Consider the following 22,767-nt stretch of genomic DNA (forward strand, 5'->3'; position numbering starts at 1 on the left):
AATTTTACCACAAAAATAGGACCTTTCGCATGAACGAATGGTCCTATTTCTTTTAGGAACTTATTTCACAGCCCCTTCTTATTTGGAATTAGGATGTTAAACGAAACAGCTATTTCATAATCGGGATGCCTTTTGCAACCCGGCGATAAATCTTCCATATAATGGTGAATGGAAGACTGATACAAATATAAAGTGTAGAAAAAAGACCTGCAAAGCCTCCAATTATAACCAAAAGTAACATTCCAATATTCATGCCTCTCTCACTCCAGTTCTTTGTATTTCTTTTGATAAAGTCATTTTATGAGAAAATATGTAATTTGAAAAGAGATTGGAGTCAAATGAACGATATTTCCACTGATAGTCAGGGTACGTTTTTCAAAATCGAGTATTAGCTCACCACATTTGTAAGGGTGGAAGAGTTGATCTGAAGAGGTATTCATCCGGGTACTGTGTCTGAGTGAGGTGCGGATACGTGCAAGGAGTTCGGCGGAACCGAATGGCTTGGTGATATAATCATCCGCGCCAAGATCGAGAGCTTTTACCTTTTCATGTTCATTTGTACGGGCAGAGATGACGATGATTGGACAGTCGGACCATTCACGAACCTGCCGGATGATTGTCTGACCATCCATATCCGGGAGCCCAAGATCAAGGAGAATGAGATCTGGACAGATAGAATTTATCAGCTGAAGACCTTCAGTACCGGTTATGGCGGTTGTTACTTTATAATTGTGCCCATATAACAGCTTTGTAACAAAAGTAAGGATATTTTGTTCGTCTTCTATAAAAAGGATATTTACTTTTGGCTGCATGGAATGTTTTCCTCCTCTTCTTTTGGTAATGTAAACAGAAATAAAGCACCATTGGTGTGGTTTTTGGCTTCGATATAACCATTGTGTGCGTCAATGATCGTTTTGCAGATTGATAAGCCGATTCCCATACCCTTGTGGGAGTCAACGGAACCAGTATTGTGGCAGATGCCACTGAAAATATCCGGAATAACGTTCGGGTTCAGACCATGTCCGAAATCTTTGGCACAGAAGGTTACGTGGTCTGGATGATCAGTGACGGTAAGCTCCAGAGAATGGCTGCTTCCAGAATGGATCAAAGCGTTTTCAAGAAGGTTGATTAGAACCTGTTCAATCAGAATTGCGTCCATTGGAATCAGTAGATAATCGGTTGGAACATGGACAATAATACTGGCTGAAGGAAATCTTTTTTTCAGACGTTGTACAGCTTCAGCAACAACTTCTTCTACAATTTCAGGCGTTTTGTTAACCTGATGTGTAACCGTATCATTGATTCTTGTTACACTGAGAAGATTTTCAACCATATTGAGGAGCCAGCTGGAGTCATTTTCAATATTTTCAAGAAGTTCTCTTTTTTCTGCATCTGATAAGATGGAACCATCAGACAGAAGAGAGGAAGTGGTTCCAATAATGCTGGTCAGTGGTGTACGCAGATCATGGGAAACTGCACGGAGCAGGTTAGCACGAAGGGATTCCTGACGTGCAATCTGTACTTGTTTTTCCTGCTTTGCAAGAATTTCTGTCTGTTTCTTCAGACGGGAAGTGGTTGCTGTGGTGAGCAATGTAATGATCAACATTCCGATAAATGTGACCGGATAGCCGCTCAATGTGAAATTCAGTCGGAAAAACGGATAGGTAAAGAAGAAATTGATACAGATTACGGAGAAAACAGAAGAAAAGAGCCCGTGCAGGTATCCGTTCGTATATCGTGCAATCAAGATTTGGGCAATAATATAAAGTAATGCGATGTTTGCAGTATTTTCAGAAACGAACGAGAAAAAAAGAAAGGCAAGTGCGGTCGCGATGCCAAGTAGTGTGAGTGTAAAAAGTGTATTGTTATGTAATAATTTATTCATAGCAGATAATCCTCATAAATAAACAAAATTTTCACAAAAAACTATCATATTTCCTCGCAAATGTCAACAGAGATAAAAAATCATAACAAAATCCAGACAAAGAGGTTGACATGGCAAACTGTATGTGATATTGTTACAGTATAAACTGTAATTAAAAAAAATACAGTTCAATATATAAGAAATGAGGGGAGAAGCGTGACAAGTGAATTTGCAATAGCGGTTCATGCACTTGTATTTCTGGATCGCAGCAATGCTACTATCGCAAGTGAAGAACTCGCAGATAATGTATGTACAAATCCTGTATGCATACGCAGAGTGATGGGAAAACTAAAAAAAGCCGGTCTGATCGAGACAAGAGAAGGCATGGGAGGCGGTTACCGGATCGCAAAAGCAAATTCGGATATTACGCTGAGGCAGATCAGTGATGCGCTGGAGAATACGCTTGTAAAAGCATCCTGGCGTTCAGGAAACCCGGATAAAAAGTGTTTGGTTGCAAGTGGGATGTCTGTAGTTATGGACGAACTTGTAACAGGGATGAACAGGAGCTGTAATGATTATCTGGAAAGAATCACGATCCAGAAAGTAGAGGAACGGCTTACTGCCCTTAAAGAAGAAAAAGATAATGAAACAGGAGGATGTCTATCATGTCAGTAATCAATTTAACAACAGAGAATTTTGAAGAAGAAGTATTAAATGCAAAAGAACCAGTACTGGTAGATTTCTGGGCAACATGGTGTGGACCATGCCAGACAATGGGACCGGTTGTTGATGAACTCGCACAGGAGCTTACAGATGTAAAGGTAGGTAAGGTGAATGTGGATGAGCAGATGGCGCTTGCCAGAGAATATAAGGTAATGTCAATTCCGACATTTCTCGTATTCAAAGATGGAAAGGTCGCAGAGAGAACTTTAGGAGTTCAGGAAAAGAGTGAGCTGGAACAGCTGATTCGGTAAGCAGAATATAGAATAAGTTATCTAAGGATGTGCCAAGGCACATCCTTTTTGTAGTTTGCGCGCCATGGGCGCGCTCTAACGGGTGAAAGTCCCGAATACGCCTAGGTAACAAGGAAGTATATAGCTGAACAGCAGGGGTGTCCATTGTGAGGTGGAATCTGAAGGAAGCTGTAGTAAAGAACTAGATGCAAGAATTTGTTATAGGCTGCATATGTGTATCTGGAAGCAATGGAAAACCCCACAGAATTGTATAAAGAATTTGATAAAACTCGGAGTTGATAAGGATACAGCTTGGATTACGGCATACACAGGTAGTCGAATCGCTTACATGTGTCAACGAAGAGTTATGAATTTTGCAATAAACAAAGAAAGATTAACCCGATTTGGACTACTGGGACTTATGGCAATTGATTATAAGAAGCCGGTAAAAGTTATTTCAGAAGATGAGAAATTTATGAAACAGATTGAGAAATGGGCTGTTGAAGAATAAGAATGGATGAACTGAAAGATGGGAGAGCATGGGGATTTTGCGCTCCCGTTTTGTTGCGAAAAAAAGAGAAACGCTGTAAATTCAACGTTTCTCCTACTTTTTACTAATGCCGCAGACCGGAATCGAACCGTTTTAAGTAATCAAAAATACTGATAGAAAGGGGCTTTGGAGACTTCATCACGGTTGCGGTGTTCAAAAAGTGTTCAAACGTTTGTCGCATACAAACTAAAAAGTTGTTACTTTCTGCATAGTGTATTTCCTAAAATGATAATTACTACGACATCAACCAAAATAATCCCCAATGCAATATATACAAAAAATGCAGGCAAAATATTTTCAAGCAAGCCCATTGTCAATGCAAGAATTGCTATAATAGACATTCCAATTCCCATTGTTCTGCATAACTTCTTTTCATCATATTTTTCCTTTTCTTCTTTTGAAGCCGTATTATATCCGGAAATAAACCAACTCCCGTGTCCAGAAAGTAAAATAATAGAAAATACAGCAAATATCACAAAGACAATCCACACTATCCAATCAGAACCTGTTGCTAAATCTACTAATTTCATTTATAAGCACCTCCTTAAATTCCGTTTTTCTTAATTCGATAAACTGAAATTTATAACAGTCCTTCTGCTTTTACCCGAATTGCATAAAACTCTTGGAATGTATCTGGTTCGTCCATTATTGTTTCTTTCATAATTTTTAATCTCCGTTTACCAACTCGTCTATCCAATACAGCAAATATTTTTACGATTAAATTTTCACTTTTAAGGCTTGTTTCAATATCTTGATTATCAAACTCTGCAAATGCATTATAAAAACAGCGTTGGTCAAAAATTCCCAATTTTATAGCTACATCGTCCATATACGCATTTTCTACTTTTATGCGTTTCTCATATTTTTCGTCTTGGGGAAACATGCCTGCTTTCGACCAATTGTTCCAATAGCATCCTTTGATGATTTCTTTTCCATCATATCTTATTGCCGCCCGTCCCTCATGGTCGGGACTCTTACTATATGATGTTACATAATACTGAATATGACCTTGCAGACTTTGAGCCAGATATTCCGTTTCCAACTTTTTTCTTATACCACTCCATGTTGCCATTCATTATTCTCCCCAAATACCGATTTGTCTGTTTCATGTTATACACAGTATAATTCCATTTTATAAAATATTCAATTAAAAAGGTATGCGAATATTTTTTATTTTCGCATACCCTTTTATCACTTTATTCTTTTACATATCGAATTAACTCACCAATTTCACATTCAAAATAGTTGCATAGTTTACAGATTAAATTTGCGTCCAGTCTTTGAAATGGATTCCGTAAACAGTTCCTTACAGACGAAGCACTTAAAATTCTTCACAAAGCAAAGGAATTAAATCCAAATGGAATATATGTCTTTGAACCCAACGGCGAGATTATGACAACAGACAGCTTTAATCGCCGTTTGAAGAAATATTGCAAAGAAGCCGGTGTTCCTTATCATTCCAGTCATAAAATCCGCTTTTACAATGCTTCAACAGCTTTTGACGGAAATAATCTTACAACCCTTAGTTATTTAATGGGACATAGTGAGACAGCTACAACATTGCATTACTTGCGGAATGTCAATAAGAGGAAGAATGACAGGCTTGCTTTTCAGAATCTTGGTATTTCATCATAAAGTGTTCAAAGGTGTTCAAACATTTTAAAACAAAAAAATAAGAGAAACGCTGTAAATTCAACGTTTCTCCCATTTTTAACTAATGCCGCAGACCGGAATCGAACCGGTACGGGTATCACTACCCACGGGATTTTAAGTCCCGGGCGTCTGCCAGTTCCGCCACTGCGGCATATCATTATGAAATTATAATGAAAATGGGACCAATAGGGCTCGAACCTATGACCCTCTGCTTGTAAGGCAGATGCTCTCCCAGCTGAGCTATGATCCCGAAAACTGAATAATCAGTTAAGCGACCCGAATGGGACTCGAACCCACGACCTCCGCCGTGACAGGGCGGCGCTCTAACCAACTGAGCCATCGGGCCATATGAAATTGTTAAAAAAGTGGACCTTCAGGGACTCGAACCCGGGACCGATCGGTTATGAGCCGATTGCTCTAACCAGCTGAGCTAAAGGTCCAAATTAAATACGTCCCACTAAGGACAAAAGCCGATGATCGGACTCGAACCGATAACCTGCTGATTACAAATCAGCTGCTCTGCCAATTGAGCCACATCGGCATATTGCTGTGTATATACAATTGGCTTAAACCAAGTGACTCCGACGGGAATCGAACCCGTGTTACCGCCGTGAAAGGGCGATGTCTTAACCGCTTGACCACGGAGCCAAAACTATTTTGGTGAACTGTTTTATAACAGTGACCGAAAATTATAATAGCATAACTATATGATTTTGACAAGTGTTTTTTTGAAAAAAATAAAATTTTTCGGCTGAATTTTTAGCTTAAGGAGAAAATGAGGAATATCTGTGTCGGAAAGCTGAAAATTCATAAGCTGAAAAAAAGAGCCGATACAAAACTGTATCGGCAGAGTAGAGAGAAGATATATATAAAAGGTATAGGTCAAAGACATATGCCTGATTTTTTAGGCGGACATCCTGATAATCTTACAGAGTTTATATCATATAGGATTACCGGCGTCCCTTAACTTTATGCATTTAGTATAACGGGAAATTATGGAAAGAATGTGACGGGCGGATAAAGAAATCCTGAAATATCTTAAAAACTTCTGAAGAAGAGATAAATTTCAGCAAAACAGTTGACGTATATAGATTATCGATATAATATGAAGGTACAAAGTATATAGGTAATCGATATAAGGAGGGAGAAAGAAATGGCAGTTGATAAAAGTCTGATATCAGGGAGTACGACTCTTTTGATCTTAAGCCTTCTGGAAGAGAAGGATATGTATGGATATGAGATGATCGATACGTTGAAAGGAAAGTCAAACAATGTATTTGAACTAAAAGCGGGAACCTTATATCCGCTACTGCATTCTATGGAAGAAAAAGGATGGCTTAGCGTATATGAGCAGGAAGCCGGCGGAAAGATGAGGAAGTATTACCGGATTACCAGAGATGGGAAAAAGCAGTATCAGGCAAAAAAGAAAGAGTGGAAAGAGTATTCGGAGGCTATTTTACAGGTGATCGGAGGTGTGTGTTTTGGAACGGCGTGATTATCTGGAATTGATGACCGGTCAGATCCGCTGCAAGAAAATGTGTCCGGTTATTACAAAGGAAGTAGAAGATCATATTGAAGATCAAAAGCAGGCTTTTATGGCAGAAGGGATGAAGGAAGAAGAAGCTGAGAAGGCAGCTGTGGAGGAGATGGGTGATCCGGTGGAAGTCGGAGTGGAGATGGATCAGATCCACAGACCGAAGATGCCATGGAAAGCAATTTTTGTAATCGCTCTGATGCAGATTTTAAGTGGAATGTTTGCAGCTTTCTTTTTGAAACAGAATGAAAGTTATGGATATATCGCAGGAATCCGGCAGATATTCCGGCTTGCGATGGCATTTTCGGTTATGATCCTGGTGTGTTATATGGATTACAGCTGGATCGGGAAGCACGCAAGGCTTTTGGCAGGAAGTTATCTGTTGTTTATGGTTCTGATGAGACATTTTTTTGCCCTTCAGATTAACGGTGCAGTAAGATGGATTGGAGTCGGCGGCTTCATTGTAAGTCTTTCGCTGATGAGCTGGCTGTTTCTTCCATTGTATGGTGCAGTGTTGTATAGGTACCGGGGAGAAGGATATGGTGCTGTTCTTAAAGCCATAGTCTGGATGCTGCTTATCGCAGGGATCCTGATCACCTGTCCGGATCTTGTGATGGCAGGGACGGTTGGACTTTCCTGTGTCTTTATGCTGATGCTGGCACTGGAAAAGGGATGGTATCAGGTTGCGGTTACAAAGGTGATGACCGGAATAGGTATCAGTGTTGTTGGAGTTCCGGTTGGCATACTGGCATATTTTTTCTTCTTTGGTGCGGAATATCAGAAAAGCCGTATCCTGGCGATGTTTGCAGTGAATAAGTCACAAATGATGGAAGGAACAACGCTTGGGGCAGTACGGGAACTGCTGTCGAAATGTATGGCAGTTGGACGTGCCACCGGAGTAGAGGACTTTTGGACTGGGGACCGTATCAGTTCCGCGGATTATATGATGCTTGGAATTGCGGGGTATTGTGGAATTCTTGTGATGGTTCTTTGTATTGCAATAATTGCCGGTTTGCTGTGCTGGTTTTTAAGAAGCGCGCTGAAGCAGAAGAACCAGCTTGGTATGATGATGGGATTTGGCTGTGTGATGGTTCTGGCAATTCAGTTTCTGTTATCACTGCTGGCGAACATTGGGGTATCCAGGTTCGGTCAGGGAGCCTGGTGTCTGTTCTTCGGATATGGACGAAGTGGCCAGATGGTTTCAGCAGTATTGATGGGAATTTTGCTGAGTATTTACCGGCATCAGAATGTAACTCCTGAGCTTGTAGTTGAAAAAAGAGCGGTGGCGAGCTAAGATAGAAGAAAAAAGAGGAGGAACAAGATGCTGGTTTGTGATTATATTGTAGAGAGAATCGATGGAGATTATGCGATGCTGAAGCGGACCAATCTGCCGGAGGAAGAGGCAAAGATGGTAGCAAGAGCACTTCTTCCGGAAGAGATCCGGGAAGGAAGCCGCCTTCATTATGAATTACTTCAGTATACAATTGTTGAATAAAGGTATGGAAAATGTGTGTGCCCTGGGACTGGAAAATGCCGGAGCACACTTTTTTCAAAGTGTAATTTTCTGTTTAGAAATTTTTCAGAAAATATTAAGGAAAATGGATGTGCATATTTAATAAAAAGAGAGTAAACTCTACTTTCGAGGTGAAGAATATGGATAAGATTTCGGTAGTAGTACCATGTTATAACGAAGAAGAGGCATTGCCTGTTTATTATAAAGAAATGTGCCGTGTAATGGACGAGATGAAGGATGTTGTATTTGAACTGATTTTTGTAGATGATGGTTCATCAGATGCGACGCTTGGTATCATGAAAGACCTGAATGAAAAGGATAGCAGGTGCAGATATCTTTCATTTTCCAGAAACTTTGGAAAGGAAGCTGCGATTTATGCAGGACTGAAAGCATCGGAAGGCGATTATGTTGCACTTATGGATGTAGATCTTCAGGATCCACCGACGCTATTACCTGAGATGTATGAGATCTTGCAGGAGGATGGATACGACAATGTAGCGACAAAAAGGGTCACAAGAACCGGAGAGCCACGTATCCGTTCTTTCCTGTCAGAAAGCTTTTACAAATTTGTCAATGCTATTTCAAAGACAGAGATTGTAGATGGAGCGAGAGATTACCGGCTGATGAAGCGGAAGATGGTGCAGGCAGTTCTGGAAATGAGCGAGTATAATCGTTTTTCAAAGGGAATCTTCGGCTGGGTTGGATTCCGTACAAAATGGCTGCAGTACGATAATATTGAGCGCTCTGCCGGAAAAACCAAGTGGTCCATGTGGAAGCTGTTTAAATATTCGGTGGAGGGAATTACCGGATTTTCAGTGGCACCGCTCTCACTGGCGTCGGTAGTGGGTGTACTGTTCTGCGTGCTTTCCTTTATTATGATCGCAGTGATCGTAGTAAGGACGCTGGTCTGGGGAGATCCGGTATCTGGCTGGCCGTCACTTGCCTGTATTATTTTCATGGTCAGCGGAGTACAGCTTCTCTGTACCGGAATTGTAGGGGAGTATCTGTCAAAGACTTATCTTGAGACGAAGAAACGTCCGATTTTTATTTTAAAGGATTCCAGCGATGATAAGGAGCAGAAGCATGAAAGAACGTAGAAAAGGTCTGCTATGGGAAATGGCACTGATCCTGCTTACGGTTGCCGCCTGTCTGTACTCTACAGGCGCAGGAAATATTTTCGGGGCAAAGGTGGACTGGAGCAGTCAGCACAGTGTGTTCCCGGAATATTTTCGACAGCAGTTTTATCGTACAGGGCAGTTTTTTCCTGAGTTTGCATTAAATATTGGCGGTGGTCAGAATATTTACAATTTTTCTTATTATGGATTGTTTAGTCCGGTCGTTTTGATCGGTTATCTTCTGCCGAATGTGAAGATGTCGGATTATATGATGGTGGCAAGTATTGTCTGTCTGGCAGCAGCGGTTATAATTTTGTACCGGTGGCTGAAAAGCCGGGAATTTACAGCTGCGGTAAGCGGGATGACAGCGCTGATGTTTCTTTTCGCAGGACCTATGATCTATCAGTCGTCGCATCAGATTATGTTTGTAAATTATATGCCATTTCTTTGTCTGACATTTTGCGGAATCGACCGATATTTTGAACAGAAAAAATCTGGTCTGCTGATCGGCGGAACCTTTCTGATGATCATGACAAGCTTTTATTTCAGCATCGGTGGAATACTGGCGCTTGGTCTATATGGAATTTACCGGTATGCAAGGACAAAAGAGCGGGCAGAAGAGATGATTACGGTAAAAGGATTTCTAGGTGACGGACTGCGGTTTGCAGGAAGGATTCTGACGGCGATCATGCTTGCAGGAGTTCTTCTTGTGCCGACTGCGATGGCTCTTCTCGGGAGAAGCGGAAGCAAGGGAGAAAAAACAGATATCTGGCAGCTTCTGACACCGCAGATCAATTTGGAAAAATTTCTGTATGGGGCATATGGACCGGGACTTAGCTGTCTGATGCTGATTATTTTGCTGACCGGACTTTTTTATAAAAAGGCTTATGAGAAGATCCTGTCGCTTGGTTGTCTGGTGGTGCTGACAGTTCCGTTTTTTTCGTATCTGCTCAATGGTGCACTTTATATCAGACCGAAGTCGCTGATCCCGTTTTTGCCGCTTCTGTGCTATCTTACGGCAAAATATCTGGAGAAGCTGAAAAATCAGAAAATAGCGAGAATCTGGATGCTTCTTCCATGTCTGGCAATTATCATATATATTTATCTGAAGAAGGATGATGTGAAAAGCGAAGTCCTTTGGAAACTACTTTTGCTGGATGCGGTCATAACACTGTTGATCTGCGTGGCACAAGCGTATAGTGCATGGATTCGGAAGTATCTGACAGTAGCCGTTCTGGGACCGGTGATCCTGAGCCTTATTGTTACCGGAAGCTATTCCTGGGAAAAGAGTGGAAATCTGGAGAGCAGGAAAGCATATGAGGAAGATACTAGCCGGTCTATCGGGAAAGCTGTGGACAAGGCAATTACATCAGATAGTGGATTCTACCGGGTCGAGCAGGTTGGAAATGAAGAGGAAAATGCGGAAAATCTGAATCGTGTGTGGAACAGTGAACAATATATTACATCCCTGTATTCGTCTTCCTATAATGCTGATTATCAGAATTTCCGTAAAAATGATTTTCAGGTAGAGCAGCCGTACCGAAATTTTCTGATGCAGTCGGTTTCGCAGAATCCGGTATTCAGACAGCTGATGGGAGTGAAATATCTGATCTCCAGTCAGAATATACCGGGATATGAGAAAAAGTGGATGACCGGGGGAGGGGATGTGTACTGTAATGAAAATGCAGCACCGATTGCCTATGAGACGGATCAGACGATGTCGGAAGCGGAATATGACAGACTGGATTTCCCATATAATCAGCTGGTATTTACCAGATATGCTGTGACAAAGGACGGAACTGTATCGGCAGGACAGGTGAAAGAAAAACTGGCAGAAGACATAGAGAAATGTGATTTTCGGATTCCGGAAAAGAATAACGGGATTTCACTGGTTGTCCCGACTGAAAACGGATATCAGGTGAAAATGAAAAAGGAACAGGAATTCGAAGTGGCTGTCCCGGAACAGGAAGAGAAAGATGGAGTTCTGTTTGTACAGTTTCGAATCGAAAATAAAAAACCGAAAGAGGATATCGAAATATCCCTGGAAGGAGAGCGCAATAAACTTTCGTCAATCCAGCATGTGTATTATAACAGAAATACCGTATTTACCTATGCAGTAGGACTGGAAAAGGGGCAGAAAACGGTCCGTTTATCTCTTGGAAAAGGAGAGTATACGATTAAAGATATGAGTGCATATAACGGCGTATTAAATGAAGATACCGGCCTTTATCAGAGTGTATTCAGGGTGGATAAAGAGCAGACGAAAGGGAATCTGATCCAGGGGAGAATTAAAAGTCAGAAGGATGGAATGTTCATTACGTCCATTCCGTTTGATAAAGGGTTTGAAATGACGATAGATGGCGTAAAGGTGAAATGTGAAAAAGTGAATAAAGCGTTTCTGGGATTTCATCTGGAAGCAGGAAAACATAAAATCAGAATTTTGTATCATGCGCCTGGAGTGACAGCAGGAAAGATACTGACAGGTCTTGGCGTTCTGATTGTGATCGCAGGGGCAGTAAGAAAGAAAAAATGCGCGGAGTGAATCTTTAAGATTCTGAAATAAAAAAGGATACAGTCTTAGAGCTGCATCCTTTTTTTATTTGACAGAGAATTCCGAAGAAGCTTGTTTTTGTCATCCATGTATCTGCAGGTAGTAGTTTACTCCTGGCGCTTGATCTGAAAATGAACGGCATCATCAGACCAGATCTTATCGGTATATCGGATTTCGATGGTAGACCAGTTCAGTGGGACTTCCAGAGAAAGATATCCTTCCAGGGTTTCGCCGGGAGCGATCGTTCCATCGAGCTTTGGCTGGTCGCTTGTGGTTGCAAGAGCAGTAAATGCAGCTGCACTGTAGTCAAGTTTGGTATCGTTACAATAATTTTCAAAGCTTGCCATACTGCTGATGACCAGATCATCAGATGTCTGATTGACAATTGTCATATGGACAAACATAAATTCATTGCCTTCTGTCGGGACAGACCAGTCATCTCCTTCGGATTCTACGTAGCTGTCCATCGTGATCTCAATGCCATTGTATGCGGCGGTCTCATTTTGCTTATAGATCTCTTTGGTGGCATCAGCTGTCTTCTTCGGTGTTGAAGTGCCGGAAGAATTGTCAGAAGAAGTGTGCATTTTGGAAAAAAGGAATATAACCGCAATAATGATCAGGATGAGAATCAGGATGATAAACGGCAGACTTTTTTTGTGTTTCTTTTTGGGGGGTGTTAGCTGGTCTGGTGAAGTTACATCATCAGAAGATACATCGGACTTTGTGCCTGCAGTATCGTTTTTGGAAACTGGCGCTGGTTTAGCAGCAGGTTCATCTGCCTGACCGGAGCTGATAACTGGTTCTGGAACTGGAGCATGCTCCTGTACGGAGGATTCATTTCCGGAAAAGGGTTTGTCTGTAGAAACTTTTTCAGTCTCTTTTTTTTCAGTGGCTTTCTTCTGAGCTTCTGCTTCTTCTACATCCGGAACATTTTTACGCATGCTGCGCATGGCAGCAGCTGTGCTGTGGTAGATCTCCGGTCCGTTCAGGGGATCGTCGAAAAAAGCCTGCTGTCTGGCAGCCGGGCGCTTTTTTCCGGAAACAGATCCATGCTTATGAGCAGAAGATCTGGCACTTCGGGTATCTGTATCATCCGGAATTACAGCGGATGCCGGAAATCTTTTACGGCAGGTATCACAGAGATATTTGCCGGGATATTTTTTGCTGGGGCGGACTTTGTGACCGCATACAGGGCATTTCATTCTAAGTTAAGTCTCCTTTATGATTCAAGTGTTCTGTTTTTATTATAGGGGAAAATCCTGTCAAAAACAAGGAGGTATTCTTGTCGAACAGACAGAAAAGTGATATCATACTGACTAAGTAACGTGGCAGAAAGTCGAAGCTGTCAGATACAGGAAAACAAAAGAAAGCAGGGAATGATATGACATATCAGGAAATGATGGAAAACGCAAAATTATCTATGGGGCTTTACTGCAAAGCCTGTCCGGTTTGTGATGGAAGAGCATGTAAAAACCAGATACCGGGACCGGGCGCAAAAGGTGTTGGTGATACTGCGATCAGAAATTATAAAAAGTGGCAGGAGATCCGCGTGAACATGGATACGATCTGTGATGGCGGAGAGGCAGACACTTCTGTGAATTTATTTGGAAAGGAATTTAAGATGCCGTTCTTTGCAGGACCGGTTGGAGCCGTGAATCTGCACTACAGTGACAGGTATGATGATGTTTCTTATAATAATGTACTGGTATCAGCCTGTGCAGATGCCGGAATTGCCGCATTTACCGGAGATGGAGTGAATGCAAAGGTAATGGAGGCTGCAACGGAGGCAATCCGTGAAAATGATGGATGCGGGATACCTACAGTAAAGCCTTGGAATCTGGATACTGTCCGGGAGAAGATGGAACTGGTGAAGAAGTCAGGAGCATTTGCAGTAGCGATGGATATTGATGCGGCAGGACTTCCGTTTCTGAAAAATATGAATCCGCCGGCAGGAAGCAAGAATGTACAGGAGCTTTCCGAGATTGTGAAGATGGCTGGAAGACCATTTATCGTCAAAGGCGTGATGACAGCGAAAGGCGCGAGAAAAGCAAAAGAAGCAGGTGCCGATGCGATCATCGTATCTAATCACGGAGGAAGAGTGCTGGATCAGTGTCCGGCAACTGCAGAAGTGCTGGAAGAGATTGTAAAAGAAGTGAACGGTTCTATGAAGATTCTGGTTGACGGAGGGATTCGCTCCGGTACAGACATTTTCAAGGCACTTGCACTTGGTGCTGACGGTGTACTGATCTGCCGGCCGTTCGTTGTAGCGGTCTATGGCGGTGGAGAAGAAGGTGTGAAGCTTTACATTGATAAGCTGGGAGCAGAACTCAAAGATGCCATGCAGATGTGCGGTGCACATTCTGTTTCAGAAATTACAAGAGATATGGTAAGATATTATCAGGACTAGAAAAATACATGCAGGAGGATAATACAATGGGAATGAGAGTGAACGCAGAGCTGCCATTACCGGCAGACCTGAAAAACGAATATCCGTTATCGGATAAATTAAAAGCTATCAAGGCGAAGCGGGATGAGGAGATCCGTGATATTTTTACAGGGAAATCAGACAAATTCGTGGTGATCATCGGACCATGTTCGGCGGACAATGAAGATTCGGTATGTGAGTACGTGAACAGGCTTGCAAAGTTAAATGACAGAGTATCGGATAAGCTGATGATCATTCCAAGAATCTACACGAACAAGCCACGTACAACCGGAGAGGGATACAAGGGAATGCTGCATCAGCCGGATCCGGAGCAGGCACCGGATCTGCTTGCCGGAATCATTGCAATCCGTAAAATGCATATCAGAGCCATGCAGGAGACTTATCTGACAGCAGCAGATGAGATGCTTTATCCGGAGAACAGAAGTTATCTGGATGATATTCTTTCTTATGAAGCGATTGGTGCGCGTTCGGTTGAGAACCAGCAGCACCGTTTGACTGCGAGCGGAATGGATATCCCGATTGGGATGAAGAATCCGACAAGTGGAGATTTATCGGTAATGCTCAATTCTGTTGTTGCAGCACAGGGACCGCACCGCTTCATTTATCGTGGGCAAGATGTGACGACAGGTGGGAATGATCTGGCACATGTGATCCTGCGGGGCGGCGTGGATAAATATGGCACAACGATTCCAAACTACCATTATGAGGATTGCAAGAGACTTCTGGATATGTATGAGCAGAAGAATTTGAAGAATCCTGCAGCGATCATTGATGCCAATCATTCCAATTCTAACAAGCAGTACAAAGAACAGCTCAGAATCGTAAGCGAAGTGCTGCACACAAGAAATTATGATTCAAAGCTGAAAAAACTGATCAAAGGTGTAATGGTAGAAAGCTACTTGGTAGAAGGAAGACAGGATATCGGCGGAAATATGGTATACGGTAAATCGATTACGGATCCGTGTATTGGATGGGAAGATACAGTGAGACTGATTGATAAGATTGCGGAAGACTGTTAATTGTAAAAATACAGTGTATCAAGGTTGAAAAACTTTGATACACTTTTTTTTGCAGAAATGATTACAAAATTACAGTAAGATATATTTCCAGGACAGATAGAATGTATGTTGTAAAAACATAAATTACGGGTTAATGAGAAAACTTCTCAAAAATTCCTATAGACAAAATCCCACTAATATAGTAGACTATAAATAGTTAGAAAAAGCTAACTAAAATAAATTTAAACAAACTCATACAAGAGGAAAACAACATGAACTGGATGCAGAAAGATGTACAGACATCTGCTCAGATGGAAATTGCATGGCAGTGTGCTCCGGTATTGACCGGTGTAAAGCCATCCAATATTCTGACCTTGAAAAATGTAAGTGAAAAGGAAGTTGCGGAAAGTCTGAAAGAGATGGGAATTTCATACAGCATGCTTTGCGACAGCGGAGTCCGAAAAGTATGGCTGATCTACAGAGAAGAAGAGATTCTTGAAATCCTTGGAAAAAAAGAATACAGCGAATTTCTTGATACACTTGGCTATCGGGGATTTGAGTTTCCGCAGATGCTTCAGATCATGAATCTGAGATTTGAAGGATATCAGCATGGAAGTGCAGAATTTCCACATGAACTTGGAATTTTCCTCGGATATCCACTTGCAGATGTGAAAGGGTTTATTGAGCATAACGGAAAAGATTTCCTTTATCAGGGATACTGGAAAGTGTATGAGAACGTAGAAGAACGCAAGAAAATGTTTTCTATCTACAACGTTGTAAAAGAGGAATTTATCAGGGAAATGCAGGCAGGGAAGGATCTGTGGCATGCAGCAAGAAGCGTGAGACAGCCATTTGACATACAGCCTGCATAAAGGAATAAAACCTGGTAGATGATAGAAAGAAAAAAGAAAGGAAGAATTTAAAAATGAGTGATATTTGTGTAGCATACTGGAGCGGAACAGGAAATACAGAAGCAATGGCACAGGCAATTGGAGCAGGAATTACAGCAGCAGGGAAAAGTGCTGATGTAGTACCGATGGAAACTATTTCGCCTGCTGATTTAAAAGATCAGGATGTCTGGGTACTTGGATGCCCTGCAATGGGAGCTGAAGAACTGGAAGACGGAACGGTAGAACCGTTTGTATCTGAACTGGAAGGATTTGCATCAGGAAAAAAGGTTGCCCTGTTTGGATCCTATGACTGGGGAGACGGTGAATGGATGCGTACATGGGCTGAAAGAATGGAACAGGCTGGCGCACAGATCGTCGGCGGAGAAGGACTTATCTGCCACGGAACACCGGGAGCAGATGCAATAGATGAGTGTGAGTCACTCGGCAGGGAGGTGGCTGGCTTATAAGAAATACGAATACCTTTTAAATAAAACAGAAAACCGAAAAAGCTAAATAATCAAATAAAATTATAATCAAATCAAAAACAAATAAAAATCAAAAATTAAAAGCTAAATAATCATCAAAAAAGAGCCGCTCCGTTTCTGCGGGGCGGCATACAAAAAAATCACAATCGTTATTAGAATGAATTAAGGAGATGGATAAGAATGAGCGTTGTAATTGTAGGAGGTCATGACAGAATGGTCTGTCAGTATAAAAAAATATGCAAACAGTTTAAATGTAAAGCTAAAGTATTTACGCATATGTCTGCCGATCTGAATAAGCAGCTTGGACAGCCTGACCTGTTTGTACTTTTTACAAATACAGTATCGCACAAGATGGTAAAAACCGCGCTTGATGAGGCAAAAAGAAGCAATGCGAAGGTGGTTCGCAGTCATACAAGCAGTGGTGCGGCTCTGACAGAGATTTTAACACAGGAAGCAGGAGCAGCAGTTTAAAGCATGAATTTATTTACCGGGATCATGATCCCTTTTATTGGAACGACGCTGGATGTGGCACTTGGATAGAATGCAGAGTGGAAAAGCGAAAAGAAATGAAATGAATGTGTTCTGGTATGAAAATTATCTGGGCACTTTTTATATGTGCCCAGCTTGGCAAATATAAAAAAGAGGTCTTTCTCACGAAAGACCTCTTACAGCGTGCGTTAGAGGATTCGAACCCCCGACCTTTTGGTCCGTAGCCAAACGCTCTATCCAGCTGAGCTAAACGCACATTTATATCGTGTGTTGAACTGTGTTGCTCAACAACAAAATCAAGTATACATCAGAAAAAATAATATGTCAAGTATTAAAATGAAAAAAGTTCAAAAAATCTTGACCTCATTTTTGAACGGGGCGATGAAAGCCGGTTTGCTGGTTCTTATTCGAGATAAGGACAGATCTGATTCCATTTGGTAAGCAGGCGTTTCTTTGACCAGGCTGCATTTGCCGGACTTGTGGATGGCAGACAGATTGCTTTTTGCTGAGTTTGTGGAAAACAGTATTTTTTATATAAGCGGTATGCAGTGCCACCGTTGGTGAAAATCTGCCGGATGGATGCCGTCTGAAGAATCTCTGAAAGGTCATTGGGAACGACATTGTGGATACTGCTGTCACTGGAGCCTTCGATATCACAAGAGGCGATCACATCCCAGACGGCAATGTGGTGTGCAAGGAGCAGTGATTTTTTCTCTTCTATGCCGGCAGGAAGTGGTTCACCTGTAAGTGTGGCAAGAAGATCCCAGAAACGGTTTCTTGGATGCCCGTAGAAAAACTGACTTTCCCGTGATTTTACAGAAGGGAAGCTCCCAAGGATCAGAATGCGGGAGTCTGTGTTAAATACAGGATGGATTTCGTGAAGTACATGTGAAGATTGAGCCATAGGTATGCCTTCTTTCATAAATATATTCAATAAAAGGATAAGCGATACGGGAGTGAAAATCAAGTGGGAAAAAGTACAGTCCGGGTTCCTGTTCACTCCCGTGTCAATCACTACGCTGATTGGCACGGAGGATGCACGTTTTATCTTGAATGGCATCTCGCCCATCGCCAAAGGCGATTTAAAATGGCGAGATGCGTTGCTGGTCACAGGTACTGTGAACAGTAACCAGTCTGGCAGAATGCACAAGACAGGGAATCCTTGTGACTGTCAGAGGATTATAGAAAATAAAAAGATCAGTGACTGATTTTGGAACAAAAAGTTTGTGAATTATTAAAAAAAGTTCTGCTTGTAAAGTGGCAGATGTCAGTGTATAGTGAAGTCACTCTAATTCGATTCTAATTTTATTTTATAGGAAATTGCATCCGGTATAATGAAATACTCTGAAGATACACCGGGTGACATTCTCTGCTTTGCAACAGATCACAAGAAAAGTATATGATATCAGACACATGATTCGATGTGGCATTTTCAGGACAAGTTAATATGAATGAACAGACACAGGGAGGAACAGGATGGAAGAAAGAAGAGACTATGCGGTACTCCGTTTTGTGGATCAGAATGGCTGGAGTTATATGGTAAATGACTATGCAAAAGGCTGTTCTTTGATGGAGTATATCAAACAGGGGATCCGGGTGGAAAAAGAAACAGTATTTGATTGGATCAGACAGCTTTCAAAACAGCTGGAACAGTATTATCGTTGTGGAAATGAGGATGCGGCGTATGGATATGTGAACCCATATGCAGTGATCATAACCGGAGACGGAATGCTTTGTCTTCTGGATATCAATGAACCGGAAAACGAGGAACTTTTAAAGCAGATGAAGAAGAAAAAGCTTCGTATGCTTTTTGTAAGGAAAGAAAGGGTTCTTTCGCAGAAGACAGAACGGTCGGATGATCTGTATGGTCTGGCAAAGATAATGGAATTTACAGTAGAAAAATGTCTGGATCCAAAGGCATTTACACGGAAAGAAGAGCGAGTCTGGAAAAGAATGCTTGGAAAGTGTTATAGCAGTGGGAAAAATGCCATAAAAGTATTAAAAAATATGCAAAAAGAAATTGGTTTTCTGGAAAGGGAAATGGAAAGACCGAGGGATAATGTTTCGGCAAAAAAGATTTTGCTTGCAATTCTGGCGGTTTGTATCATGAGTGCAGCAATCATCGGAGGGACAGTGAAAAAGCCGGAAACAAAAGCGATTGCAGCGGATCAGGATCAGCCAGAGGCGGGAGTTCAGGAAGGAGTAAAGGAGAAAAAGGAGACAAAAGAGGTTGTGGAACAAAATGGGGACAGTCCTTATCTGGAAATGGGACTTATTTATTATGTAGCGTGGGAAGATTATGTGAATAGCCTGGATAGTCTCGATAAGGAAATGCAGGAGACAGAGTTTTCCGATGCATACCGGGTAGTCATAGCGAGTCTGGAAGAAGGGAGTATACAGCAGGAGGATGGATTAAACGCAGAAGATGCAGTAAAAAAAATATTAGATGAATTGGAGAAACGTGCAGAAAAAATACAGATGAAAGTGTATTTGTACCAATACCCGCTATTGAAGGTAAGTGTTCTGGAAGAGAGTGAAAAATGGCACAGGCTGACAAAGAGAATTGGTGAGGAGATGATTAGAAGACAGGCGTGGTACCGGTGGGATACAAATGGAGAAAAGGAGTGTGAAGTCAGAAAATATCTTGCAGAAAGCTATTTTAAACTTGGTGAGAATTTAAAAGCAGCTGAACAATATGAACAGATCAGAAAATTAGAATCGAATGAAGAAGAATTAGAAGAGATTTATGAAAAGCTGCAGTTGATTTATGAAGAAGCGCAGGAATATGAGAAAGTGTGGGAGATCAGCAGAGAGGCGGTTGAAGTATTACCGGATTCAGAAAGGTTGTGGATGAACTATCTGGAGCGTTATTGTGAGAATCCGGAAATGGAAAGAGAATTATGTGCAGAAGCAGTAAAAAAGGCCATCCAGGCAGTTCCTGAGCTTGCAGAATCAGAAGCGTTTAAACAGCTTCAGGGAAAATATAAAATTGTGATCGATGGAGAAAATATCCGGGTTGGAGAATAAAACGCTGAAAGAAATTTTTGAAAAAGTCCCATAAAAGGGAGGATGCCGGGTGACTTAAAAGCCCCCGGCATGTATTATGAAAAAGTTATTCTATTATTAACTTCTGCACGTCTTATTAAATGATTTGTTTGAAATCTTTTATCTTTTATGTTCTTCATTTGATGATTCTAGTATATAAAACACTTGTGAAGAAAGAGTGTTTAACAAATGAAGGTTTTTTGAAAGATAAATGAACAAATTGTGAACAAGACTATTTGCGGAATGCGAAGTATGGAAGTCCATCTTTCATAGGTACTTCTACACTTCCCCGGATCAGTGGACGGGCATAAGCGATGAATTCATCTCCGATGTCGGAACCGTCTTTTGTGATCCATTCTTCAGGAACAGCTTTTTCTTTATTGCAGATTTCGTTTACGTCTGCAGTTCCGAATTCAAGGATGTATGGGTCATCACTCTTACGGATAAAATTGATCATCTTTCCTGTTTCACCATCTAAAGCGGCACTTACAGCAAAACGGCCGGAAGCAGCGGCTTCGTCCAGATCTGTGGCAGATAAACAGGAGGAAGAGCATCTCTGGCAGACATTGAGTTCCACAGAGCGTACTTTGATACCAAGCTTTTCTTTTACGAGATTTTCAAGATACTTTCCGGAGCCAGTCAGCATTTTATGACCGAAAGTATCTGTGCCGACATCACTTGCAAGCTCGCAGACAAAGGTTCCGTTACCATCGTTGATTCCTTCGGAAATGCAGACAACGAGATTAGAAGTTTTAGTAAGCTTTTCTTTTACCTTTTCGATAAATGTATCCGGGGAGAAAGCAACTTCCGGAAGATAAATAAGAACCGGATTATCGCCTTCAAATTTGCGGGCAAGAACGCTTGCGGCGGTCAGCCAGCCGGCATGGCGCCCCATGATCTCGACGATGGTGACAGATGGTTTATTATCATAGACAGAGGCATCAATTGCAATTTCGCGTACTGTAGAAGCAACATATTTGGCAGCACTTCCGTAGCCCGGGGTATGATCGGTCAGAACCAGATCGTTGTCGATGGTTTTTGGAACTCCGATAATGCGGATATCACTTCCGACTGTTGCTGCGTAGCGGGATAATTTACTTACGGTATCCATAGAATCATTTCCGCCAATATAGAAGAAATAGCTGATTTCTTTTTCGGTAAATTTCTGGAAAAGTTCAGGATAAACCGGATCGGAAAGATCTTCCGGTAATTTATAACGGCAGGAACCAAGATATGAACCCGGTGTGGTGCGGATACGTTCCAGTTCGCCATTTTCTTTTAAAGGTGCCATGTCTATTGTGTGATCGGCAAGAAAACCTTCGATACCGTTGACCATACCGATGACATTATCAATCTCCGGATTTGCCAGACCTTCTGAGACAACACCATAGAGACTTCCGTTGATTACAGCAGTAGGACCACCTGATTGTCCGACCAGTAAATTGTGATTCATAGTTGAAATCCTCCTCTTTATTCATAGTAATCATATAGCTTTAACTATAGCTGAAAAATGTGAAATTTACAATATCAGTTGGAAAACAAAAAAAATTAGGCTATACTAGGAACGTGAGCTTTAAATTGAGAAGGAGAATACACATGAAATATATATCGTTTGCGATTCCGTGTTATAACTCGGCAGCTTATATGGACCGGGCAGTGGAATCTATTTTAAAAGGTGGAGAAGATGTAGAGATCATCATAGTTAATGACGGATCAAAGGATGATACTTCAAAGATTGCACATGAGTATGAAGAAAAGTATCCAACGATCGTCCGTGCAGTTGATAAGGAAAATGGTGGACACGGAGATGCGGTCAATGCAGGTCTTGACCACGCAGAGGGAAAATATTTTAAAGTTGTGGACAGTGATGACTGGGTAGATGAAGAAGCACTGTACAAGATTCTGGATGTTCTGAAAACGTTTGAAGAGGAAGAAAAGCAGGTGGATATGCTGCTTGCCAATTATGTATACGAAAAAGAAGGAATGGAGCACAAGAAAGTGATTGAGTACAAGAATGTGCTTCCACAGGAAGAGATTTTTGGCTGGAATGATGTGAAACATTTCCATCTGGGACAGTATATTCTGATGCATTCTGTTATTTACCGGACAGATTTCCTGAAATTATGTCAGCTCAGGCTGCCGAAGCATACGTTCTATGTGGACAATATTTATGTTTACTATCCACTTCCGCATGTGCGTAAGATGTATTACATGGATGTGGATTTTTATCGTTATTACATTGGAAGAGAAGATCAGTCTGTCAATGAAAAGGTGATGATCAGTCGTGTGGATCAGCAGATCTTTGTCACAAAGAGCATGATTGATATGTATGATATGCGCAAGATTTCTAATAAAAAACTGCGGACCTATATGACTAATTATCTTGCAATTATGATGACGGTGTCTTCGATTCTTCTGATTCGTTCCAAAAATGCAGAGAATCTGGAAAAGAAACGGGAGCTGTGGCAGTATCTGAAGAAGAATCACTACGGAACTTATTGGAAGATCCGTTACGGAATCCTTGGACAGACCATGAATCTTCCGGGCAGATCAGGAAGAAAGATTTCGTCTCTGGCGTACATTGTGGCGAGAAGAATTGTCGGATTTAATTAAAATTCGTTCTTGACATTTCCGAAGAGAAGACTATAATAACTGTTAAAGAAAATATGGTTCACCAAAAT

General features: G+C 41.5%; 23 protein-coding genes, 7 tRNA genes, 1 pseudogene and 1 other annotated feature (1 of these 32 only partly in view). Of the genes and pseudogenes, 16 read left to right on the plus strand and 15 right to left on the minus strand.

The annotated features are described in order from the left end of the window. Nucleotides 1–293: 293 nt before the first annotated feature. Both AB5213_RS09830 and AB5213_RS09835 read right to left on the minus strand, forming a co-directional pair. Entirely contained in the window at nucleotides 294–812 is a 519-nt protein-coding gene (locus AB5213_RS09830; protein ID WP_055156012.1) for a response regulator transcription factor, read from the minus strand. Beyond that, nucleotides 797–1,885, minus strand: coding sequence for a DUF4118 domain-containing protein (locus AB5213_RS09835; protein WP_215634257.1), 1,089 nt, complete (start codon nucleotides 1,883–1,885; stop codon nucleotides 797–799). Before AB5213_RS09835 ends, AB5213_RS09830 begins: the two co-directional genes overlap by 16 nt. 195 nt (nucleotides 1,886–2,080) lie before the next feature. Between AB5213_RS09835 and AB5213_RS09840 the strand changes: the two genes are divergently transcribed. Next, nucleotides 2,081–2,539 carry an Rrf2 family transcriptional regulator gene (locus AB5213_RS09840; RefSeq protein ID WP_055247597.1) on the plus strand — a complete coding sequence of 153 codons (459 nt, stop codon included), beginning with the start codon at nucleotides 2,081–2,083 and terminating at the stop codon, nucleotides 2,537–2,539. Then, nucleotides 2,530–2,838, plus strand: coding sequence for a thioredoxin (trxA, locus tag AB5213_RS09845; RefSeq protein ID WP_055247598.1), 309 nt, complete (start codon nucleotides 2,530–2,532; stop codon nucleotides 2,836–2,838). Before AB5213_RS09840 ends, trxA begins: the two co-directional genes overlap by 10 nt. A 726-nt stretch (nucleotides 2,839–3,564) precedes the next feature. Here trxA and AB5213_RS09850 read toward each other — a convergent pair. From AB5213_RS09850 to AB5213_RS09860, 3 genes and pseudogenes are all read right to left on the minus strand, one after another. After that, nucleotides 3,565–3,897, minus strand: coding sequence for a DUF3784 domain-containing protein (locus AB5213_RS09850; RefSeq protein ID WP_005330997.1), 333 nt, complete (start codon nucleotides 3,895–3,897; stop codon nucleotides 3,565–3,567). Between the two features lie 50 nt (nucleotides 3,898–3,947). Next, the gene (locus AB5213_RS09855) at nucleotides 3,948–4,439 is read right to left on the minus strand and encodes a hypothetical protein (RefSeq protein WP_005330996.1); all 492 of its coding nucleotides are present in this window, start codon (nucleotides 4,437–4,439) and stop codon (nucleotides 3,948–3,950) included. A 124-nt stretch (nucleotides 4,440–4,563) separates the two neighbouring features. Further along, nucleotides 4,564–4,662, minus strand: a pseudogene (locus tag AB5213_RS09860) (helix-turn-helix domain-containing protein); the annotation flags it as partial. Nucleotides 4,663–4,693: 31 nt separating this feature from the next. On the opposite strand from AB5213_RS09860, the gene AB5213_RS09865 reads away from it, so the two are divergent. Further along, nucleotides 4,694–5,002 carry a tyrosine-type recombinase/integrase gene (locus AB5213_RS09865; RefSeq protein ID WP_083804889.1) on the plus strand — a complete coding sequence of 103 codons (309 nt, stop codon included), beginning with the start codon at nucleotides 4,694–4,696 and terminating at the stop codon, nucleotides 5,000–5,002. Nucleotides 5,003–5,085: 83 nt separating this feature from the next. Here the strand turns inward: AB5213_RS09865 and AB5213_RS09870 are convergent. From AB5213_RS09870 to AB5213_RS09895, 6 genes are all read right to left on the minus strand, one after another. Continuing rightward, nucleotides 5,086–5,171: transfer RNA gene (locus tag AB5213_RS09870), tRNA-Leu, on the minus strand. A 26-nt stretch (nucleotides 5,172–5,197) separates the two neighbouring features. Then, nucleotides 5,198–5,270, minus strand: a tRNA-Val gene (locus AB5213_RS09875). A gap of 22 nt (nucleotides 5,271–5,292) precedes the next feature. Then, nucleotides 5,293–5,366: transfer RNA gene (locus AB5213_RS09880), tRNA-Asp, on the minus strand. A gap of 20 nt (nucleotides 5,367–5,386) precedes the next feature. Then, nucleotides 5,387–5,460 (minus strand) — tRNA-Ile (locus AB5213_RS09885). Nucleotides 5,461–5,488: 28 nt separating this feature from the next. Next, nucleotides 5,489–5,561, minus strand: a tRNA-Thr gene (locus AB5213_RS09890). 35 nt (nucleotides 5,562–5,596) lie between these two features. Continuing rightward, nucleotides 5,597–5,668 (minus strand) — tRNA-Glu (locus AB5213_RS09895). Nucleotides 5,669–6,173: 505 nt separating this feature from the next. On the opposite strand from AB5213_RS09895, the gene AB5213_RS09900 reads away from it, so the two are divergent. The 5 genes from AB5213_RS09900 (at nucleotide 6,174) to AB5213_RS09920 (ending at nucleotide 11,724) form a co-directional block, all read left to right on the plus strand. Next, nucleotides 6,174–6,515, plus strand: a complete 342-nt coding sequence (locus tag AB5213_RS09900) for a PadR family transcriptional regulator (RefSeq protein ID WP_117824244.1) — start codon at nucleotides 6,174–6,176, stop codon at nucleotides 6,513–6,515. Next, entirely contained in the window at nucleotides 6,502–7,848 is a 1,347-nt protein-coding gene (locus AB5213_RS09905) for an FtsW/RodA/SpoVE family cell cycle protein (RefSeq protein ID WP_173692584.1), read from the plus strand. Before AB5213_RS09900 ends, AB5213_RS09905 begins: the two co-directional genes overlap by 14 nt. A gap of 27 nt (nucleotides 7,849–7,875) precedes the next feature. Further along, nucleotides 7,876–8,049: a hypothetical protein gene (locus AB5213_RS09910; RefSeq protein ID WP_055247602.1), complete on the plus strand. Its 174-nt coding sequence runs from the start codon at nucleotides 7,876–7,878 to the stop codon at nucleotides 8,047–8,049. A 158-nt stretch (nucleotides 8,050–8,207) separates the two neighbouring features. Further along, nucleotides 8,208–9,164 carry a glycosyltransferase family 2 protein gene (locus tag AB5213_RS09915; RefSeq protein ID WP_055247604.1) on the plus strand — a complete coding sequence of 319 codons (957 nt, stop codon included), beginning with the start codon at nucleotides 8,208–8,210 and terminating at the stop codon, nucleotides 9,162–9,164. After that, a complete protein-coding gene (locus tag AB5213_RS09920) occupies nucleotides 9,151–11,724 on the plus strand; it encodes a YfhO family protein (RefSeq protein ID WP_215634258.1) in 2,574 nt (857 codons plus the stop codon). The genes AB5213_RS09915 and AB5213_RS09920 overlap by 14 nt, the downstream gene beginning before the upstream one ends. A 116-nt stretch (nucleotides 11,725–11,840) precedes the next feature. Here AB5213_RS09920 and AB5213_RS09925 read toward each other — a convergent pair whose 3' ends face one another. Beyond that, nucleotides 11,841–12,935, minus strand: coding sequence for a DUF4352 domain-containing protein (locus tag AB5213_RS09925; protein WP_215634667.1), 1,095 nt, complete (start codon nucleotides 12,933–12,935; stop codon nucleotides 11,841–11,843). Nucleotides 12,936–13,114: 179 nt separating this feature from the next. Here AB5213_RS09925 and AB5213_RS09930 point away from each other — a divergent pair, with 179 nt between their 5' ends. The 5 genes from AB5213_RS09930 (at nucleotide 13,115) to AB5213_RS09950 (ending at nucleotide 17,023) form a co-directional block, all read left to right on the plus strand. Then, nucleotides 13,115–14,140: an alpha-hydroxy-acid oxidizing protein gene (locus AB5213_RS09930; RefSeq protein ID WP_055156020.1), complete on the plus strand. Its 1,026-nt coding sequence runs from the start codon at nucleotides 13,115–13,117 to the stop codon at nucleotides 14,138–14,140. Nucleotides 14,141–14,166: 26 nt separating this feature from the next. Next, nucleotides 14,167–15,198 (plus strand): 3-deoxy-7-phosphoheptulonate synthase, encoded by a 1,032-nt coding sequence (locus AB5213_RS09935; RefSeq protein ID WP_055156021.1) that lies wholly within the window; start codon nucleotides 14,167–14,169, stop codon nucleotides 15,196–15,198. 251 nt (nucleotides 15,199–15,449) lie between these two features. Continuing rightward, the gene (locus tag AB5213_RS09940) at nucleotides 15,450–16,049 is read left to right on the plus strand and encodes a DUF3793 family protein (protein WP_055247610.1); all 600 of its coding nucleotides are present in this window, start codon (nucleotides 15,450–15,452) and stop codon (nucleotides 16,047–16,049) included. A gap of 53 nt (nucleotides 16,050–16,102) precedes the next feature. Further along, nucleotides 16,103–16,534, plus strand: a complete 432-nt coding sequence (locus AB5213_RS09945; RefSeq protein WP_173687132.1) for a flavodoxin — start codon at nucleotides 16,103–16,105, stop codon at nucleotides 16,532–16,534. 198 nt (nucleotides 16,535–16,732) lie between these two features. Then, complete coding sequence (locus AB5213_RS09950) at nucleotides 16,733–17,023, plus strand: DUF2325 domain-containing protein (protein ID WP_008369822.1); 291 nt, start codon at nucleotides 16,733–16,735, stop codon at nucleotides 17,021–17,023. Between the two features lie 200 nt (nucleotides 17,024–17,223). Here the strand turns inward: AB5213_RS09950 and AB5213_RS09955 are convergent. Together AB5213_RS09955 and AB5213_RS09960 are read right to left on the minus strand one after the other, a co-directional pair. Further along, nucleotides 17,224–17,297 (minus strand) — tRNA-Arg (locus AB5213_RS09955). Between the two features lie 147 nt (nucleotides 17,298–17,444). Further along, nucleotides 17,445–17,945 (minus strand): DNA-deoxyinosine glycosylase, encoded by a 501-nt coding sequence (locus tag AB5213_RS09960; RefSeq protein WP_008369823.1) that lies wholly within the window; start codon nucleotides 17,943–17,945, stop codon nucleotides 17,445–17,447. Between the two features lie 52 nt (nucleotides 17,946–17,997). On the opposite strand from AB5213_RS09960, the gene AB5213_RS09965 reads away from it, so the two are divergent. Then, nucleotides 17,998–18,249: a hypothetical protein gene (locus AB5213_RS09965; RefSeq protein ID WP_195371376.1), complete on the plus strand. Its 252-nt coding sequence runs from the start codon at nucleotides 17,998–18,000 to the stop codon at nucleotides 18,247–18,249. 268 nt (nucleotides 18,250–18,517) lie between these two features. After that, nucleotides 18,518–20,068 carry a hypothetical protein gene (locus tag AB5213_RS09970; RefSeq protein WP_368276641.1) on the plus strand — a complete coding sequence of 517 codons (1,551 nt, stop codon included), beginning with the start codon at nucleotides 18,518–18,520 and terminating at the stop codon, nucleotides 20,066–20,068. A gap of 250 nt (nucleotides 20,069–20,318) precedes the next feature. Here AB5213_RS09970 and AB5213_RS09975 read toward each other — a convergent pair whose 3' ends face one another. After that, a complete protein-coding gene (locus AB5213_RS09975) occupies nucleotides 20,319–21,539 on the minus strand; it encodes a 6-phosphofructokinase (protein WP_368276643.1) in 1,221 nt (406 codons plus the stop codon). Nucleotides 21,540–21,682: 143 nt separating this feature from the next. On the opposite strand from AB5213_RS09975, the gene AB5213_RS09980 reads away from it, so the two are divergent. Continuing rightward, nucleotides 21,683–22,699 (plus strand): glycosyltransferase family A protein, encoded by a 1,017-nt coding sequence (locus AB5213_RS09980; RefSeq protein WP_173692579.1) that lies wholly within the window; start codon nucleotides 21,683–21,685, stop codon nucleotides 22,697–22,699. A 62-nt stretch (nucleotides 22,700–22,761) separates the two neighbouring features. Next, nucleotides 22,762–22,767: a binding site (T-box leader), on the plus strand (it continues 240 nt past the right edge of the window).

Source organism: Coprococcus sp. RTP21204st1_G4_RTP21204_210225, from assembly GCF_040915385.1.
In the GTDB taxonomy this organism is placed as follows: Bacteria; Bacillota; Clostridia; order Lachnospirales; family Lachnospiraceae; genus Allocoprococcus; species Allocoprococcus comes.

Bases quoted from the DNA above. Each gene is read 5' to 3' on its own strand.
- AB5213_RS09830 (WP_055156012.1), bottom strand. From the start codon at position 812: ATGCAGCCAAAAGTAAATATCCTTTTTATAGAAGACGAACAAAATATC.
- AB5213_RS09835 (WP_215634257.1), bottom strand. From the start codon at position 1,885: ATGAATAAATTATTACATAACAATACACTTTTTACACTCACACTACTT.
- trxA (WP_055247598.1), top strand. From the start codon at position 2,530: ATGTCAGTAATCAATTTAACAACAGAGAATTTTGAAGAAGAAGTATTA.
- AB5213_RS09850 (WP_005330997.1), bottom strand. From the start codon at position 3,897: ATGAAATTAGTAGATTTAGCAACAGGTTCTGATTGGATAGTGTGGATT.
- AB5213_RS09855 (WP_005330996.1), bottom strand. From the start codon at position 4,439: ATGGCAACATGGAGTGGTATAAGAAAAAAGTTGGAAACGGAATATCTG.
- AB5213_RS09900 (WP_117824244.1), top strand. From the start codon at position 6,174: ATGGCAGTTGATAAAAGTCTGATATCAGGGAGTACGACTCTTTTGATC.
- AB5213_RS09910 (WP_055247602.1), top strand. From the start codon at position 7,876: ATGCTGGTTTGTGATTATATTGTAGAGAGAATCGATGGAGATTATGCG.
- AB5213_RS09915 (WP_055247604.1), top strand. From the start codon at position 8,208: ATGGATAAGATTTCGGTAGTAGTACCATGTTATAACGAAGAAGAGGCA.
- AB5213_RS09920 (WP_215634258.1), top strand. From the start codon at position 9,151: ATGAAAGAACGTAGAAAAGGTCTGCTATGGGAAATGGCACTGATCCTG.
- AB5213_RS09925 (WP_215634667.1), bottom strand. From the start codon at position 12,935: ATGAAATGCCCTGTATGCGGTCACAAAGTCCGCCCCAGCAAAAAATAT.
- AB5213_RS09930 (WP_055156020.1), top strand. From the start codon at position 13,115: ATGACATATCAGGAAATGATGGAAAACGCAAAATTATCTATGGGGCTT.
- AB5213_RS09935 (WP_055156021.1), top strand. From the start codon at position 14,167: ATGGGAATGAGAGTGAACGCAGAGCTGCCATTACCGGCAGACCTGAAA.
- AB5213_RS09940 (WP_055247610.1), top strand. From the start codon at position 15,450: ATGAACTGGATGCAGAAAGATGTACAGACATCTGCTCAGATGGAAATT.
- AB5213_RS09945 (WP_173687132.1), top strand. From the start codon at position 16,103: ATGAGTGATATTTGTGTAGCATACTGGAGCGGAACAGGAAATACAGAA.
- AB5213_RS09950 (WP_008369822.1), top strand. From the start codon at position 16,733: ATGAGCGTTGTAATTGTAGGAGGTCATGACAGAATGGTCTGTCAGTAT.
- AB5213_RS09960 (WP_008369823.1), bottom strand. From the start codon at position 17,945: ATGGCTCAATCTTCACATGTACTTCACGAAATCCATCCTGTATTTAAC.
- AB5213_RS09970 (WP_368276641.1), top strand. From the start codon at position 18,518: ATGGAAGAAAGAAGAGACTATGCGGTACTCCGTTTTGTGGATCAGAAT.
- AB5213_RS09975 (WP_368276643.1), bottom strand. From the start codon at position 21,539: ATGAATCACAATTTACTGGTCGGACAATCAGGTGGTCCTACTGCTGTA.
- AB5213_RS09980 (WP_173692579.1), top strand. From the start codon at position 21,683: ATGAAATATATATCGTTTGCGATTCCGTGTTATAACTCGGCAGCTTAT.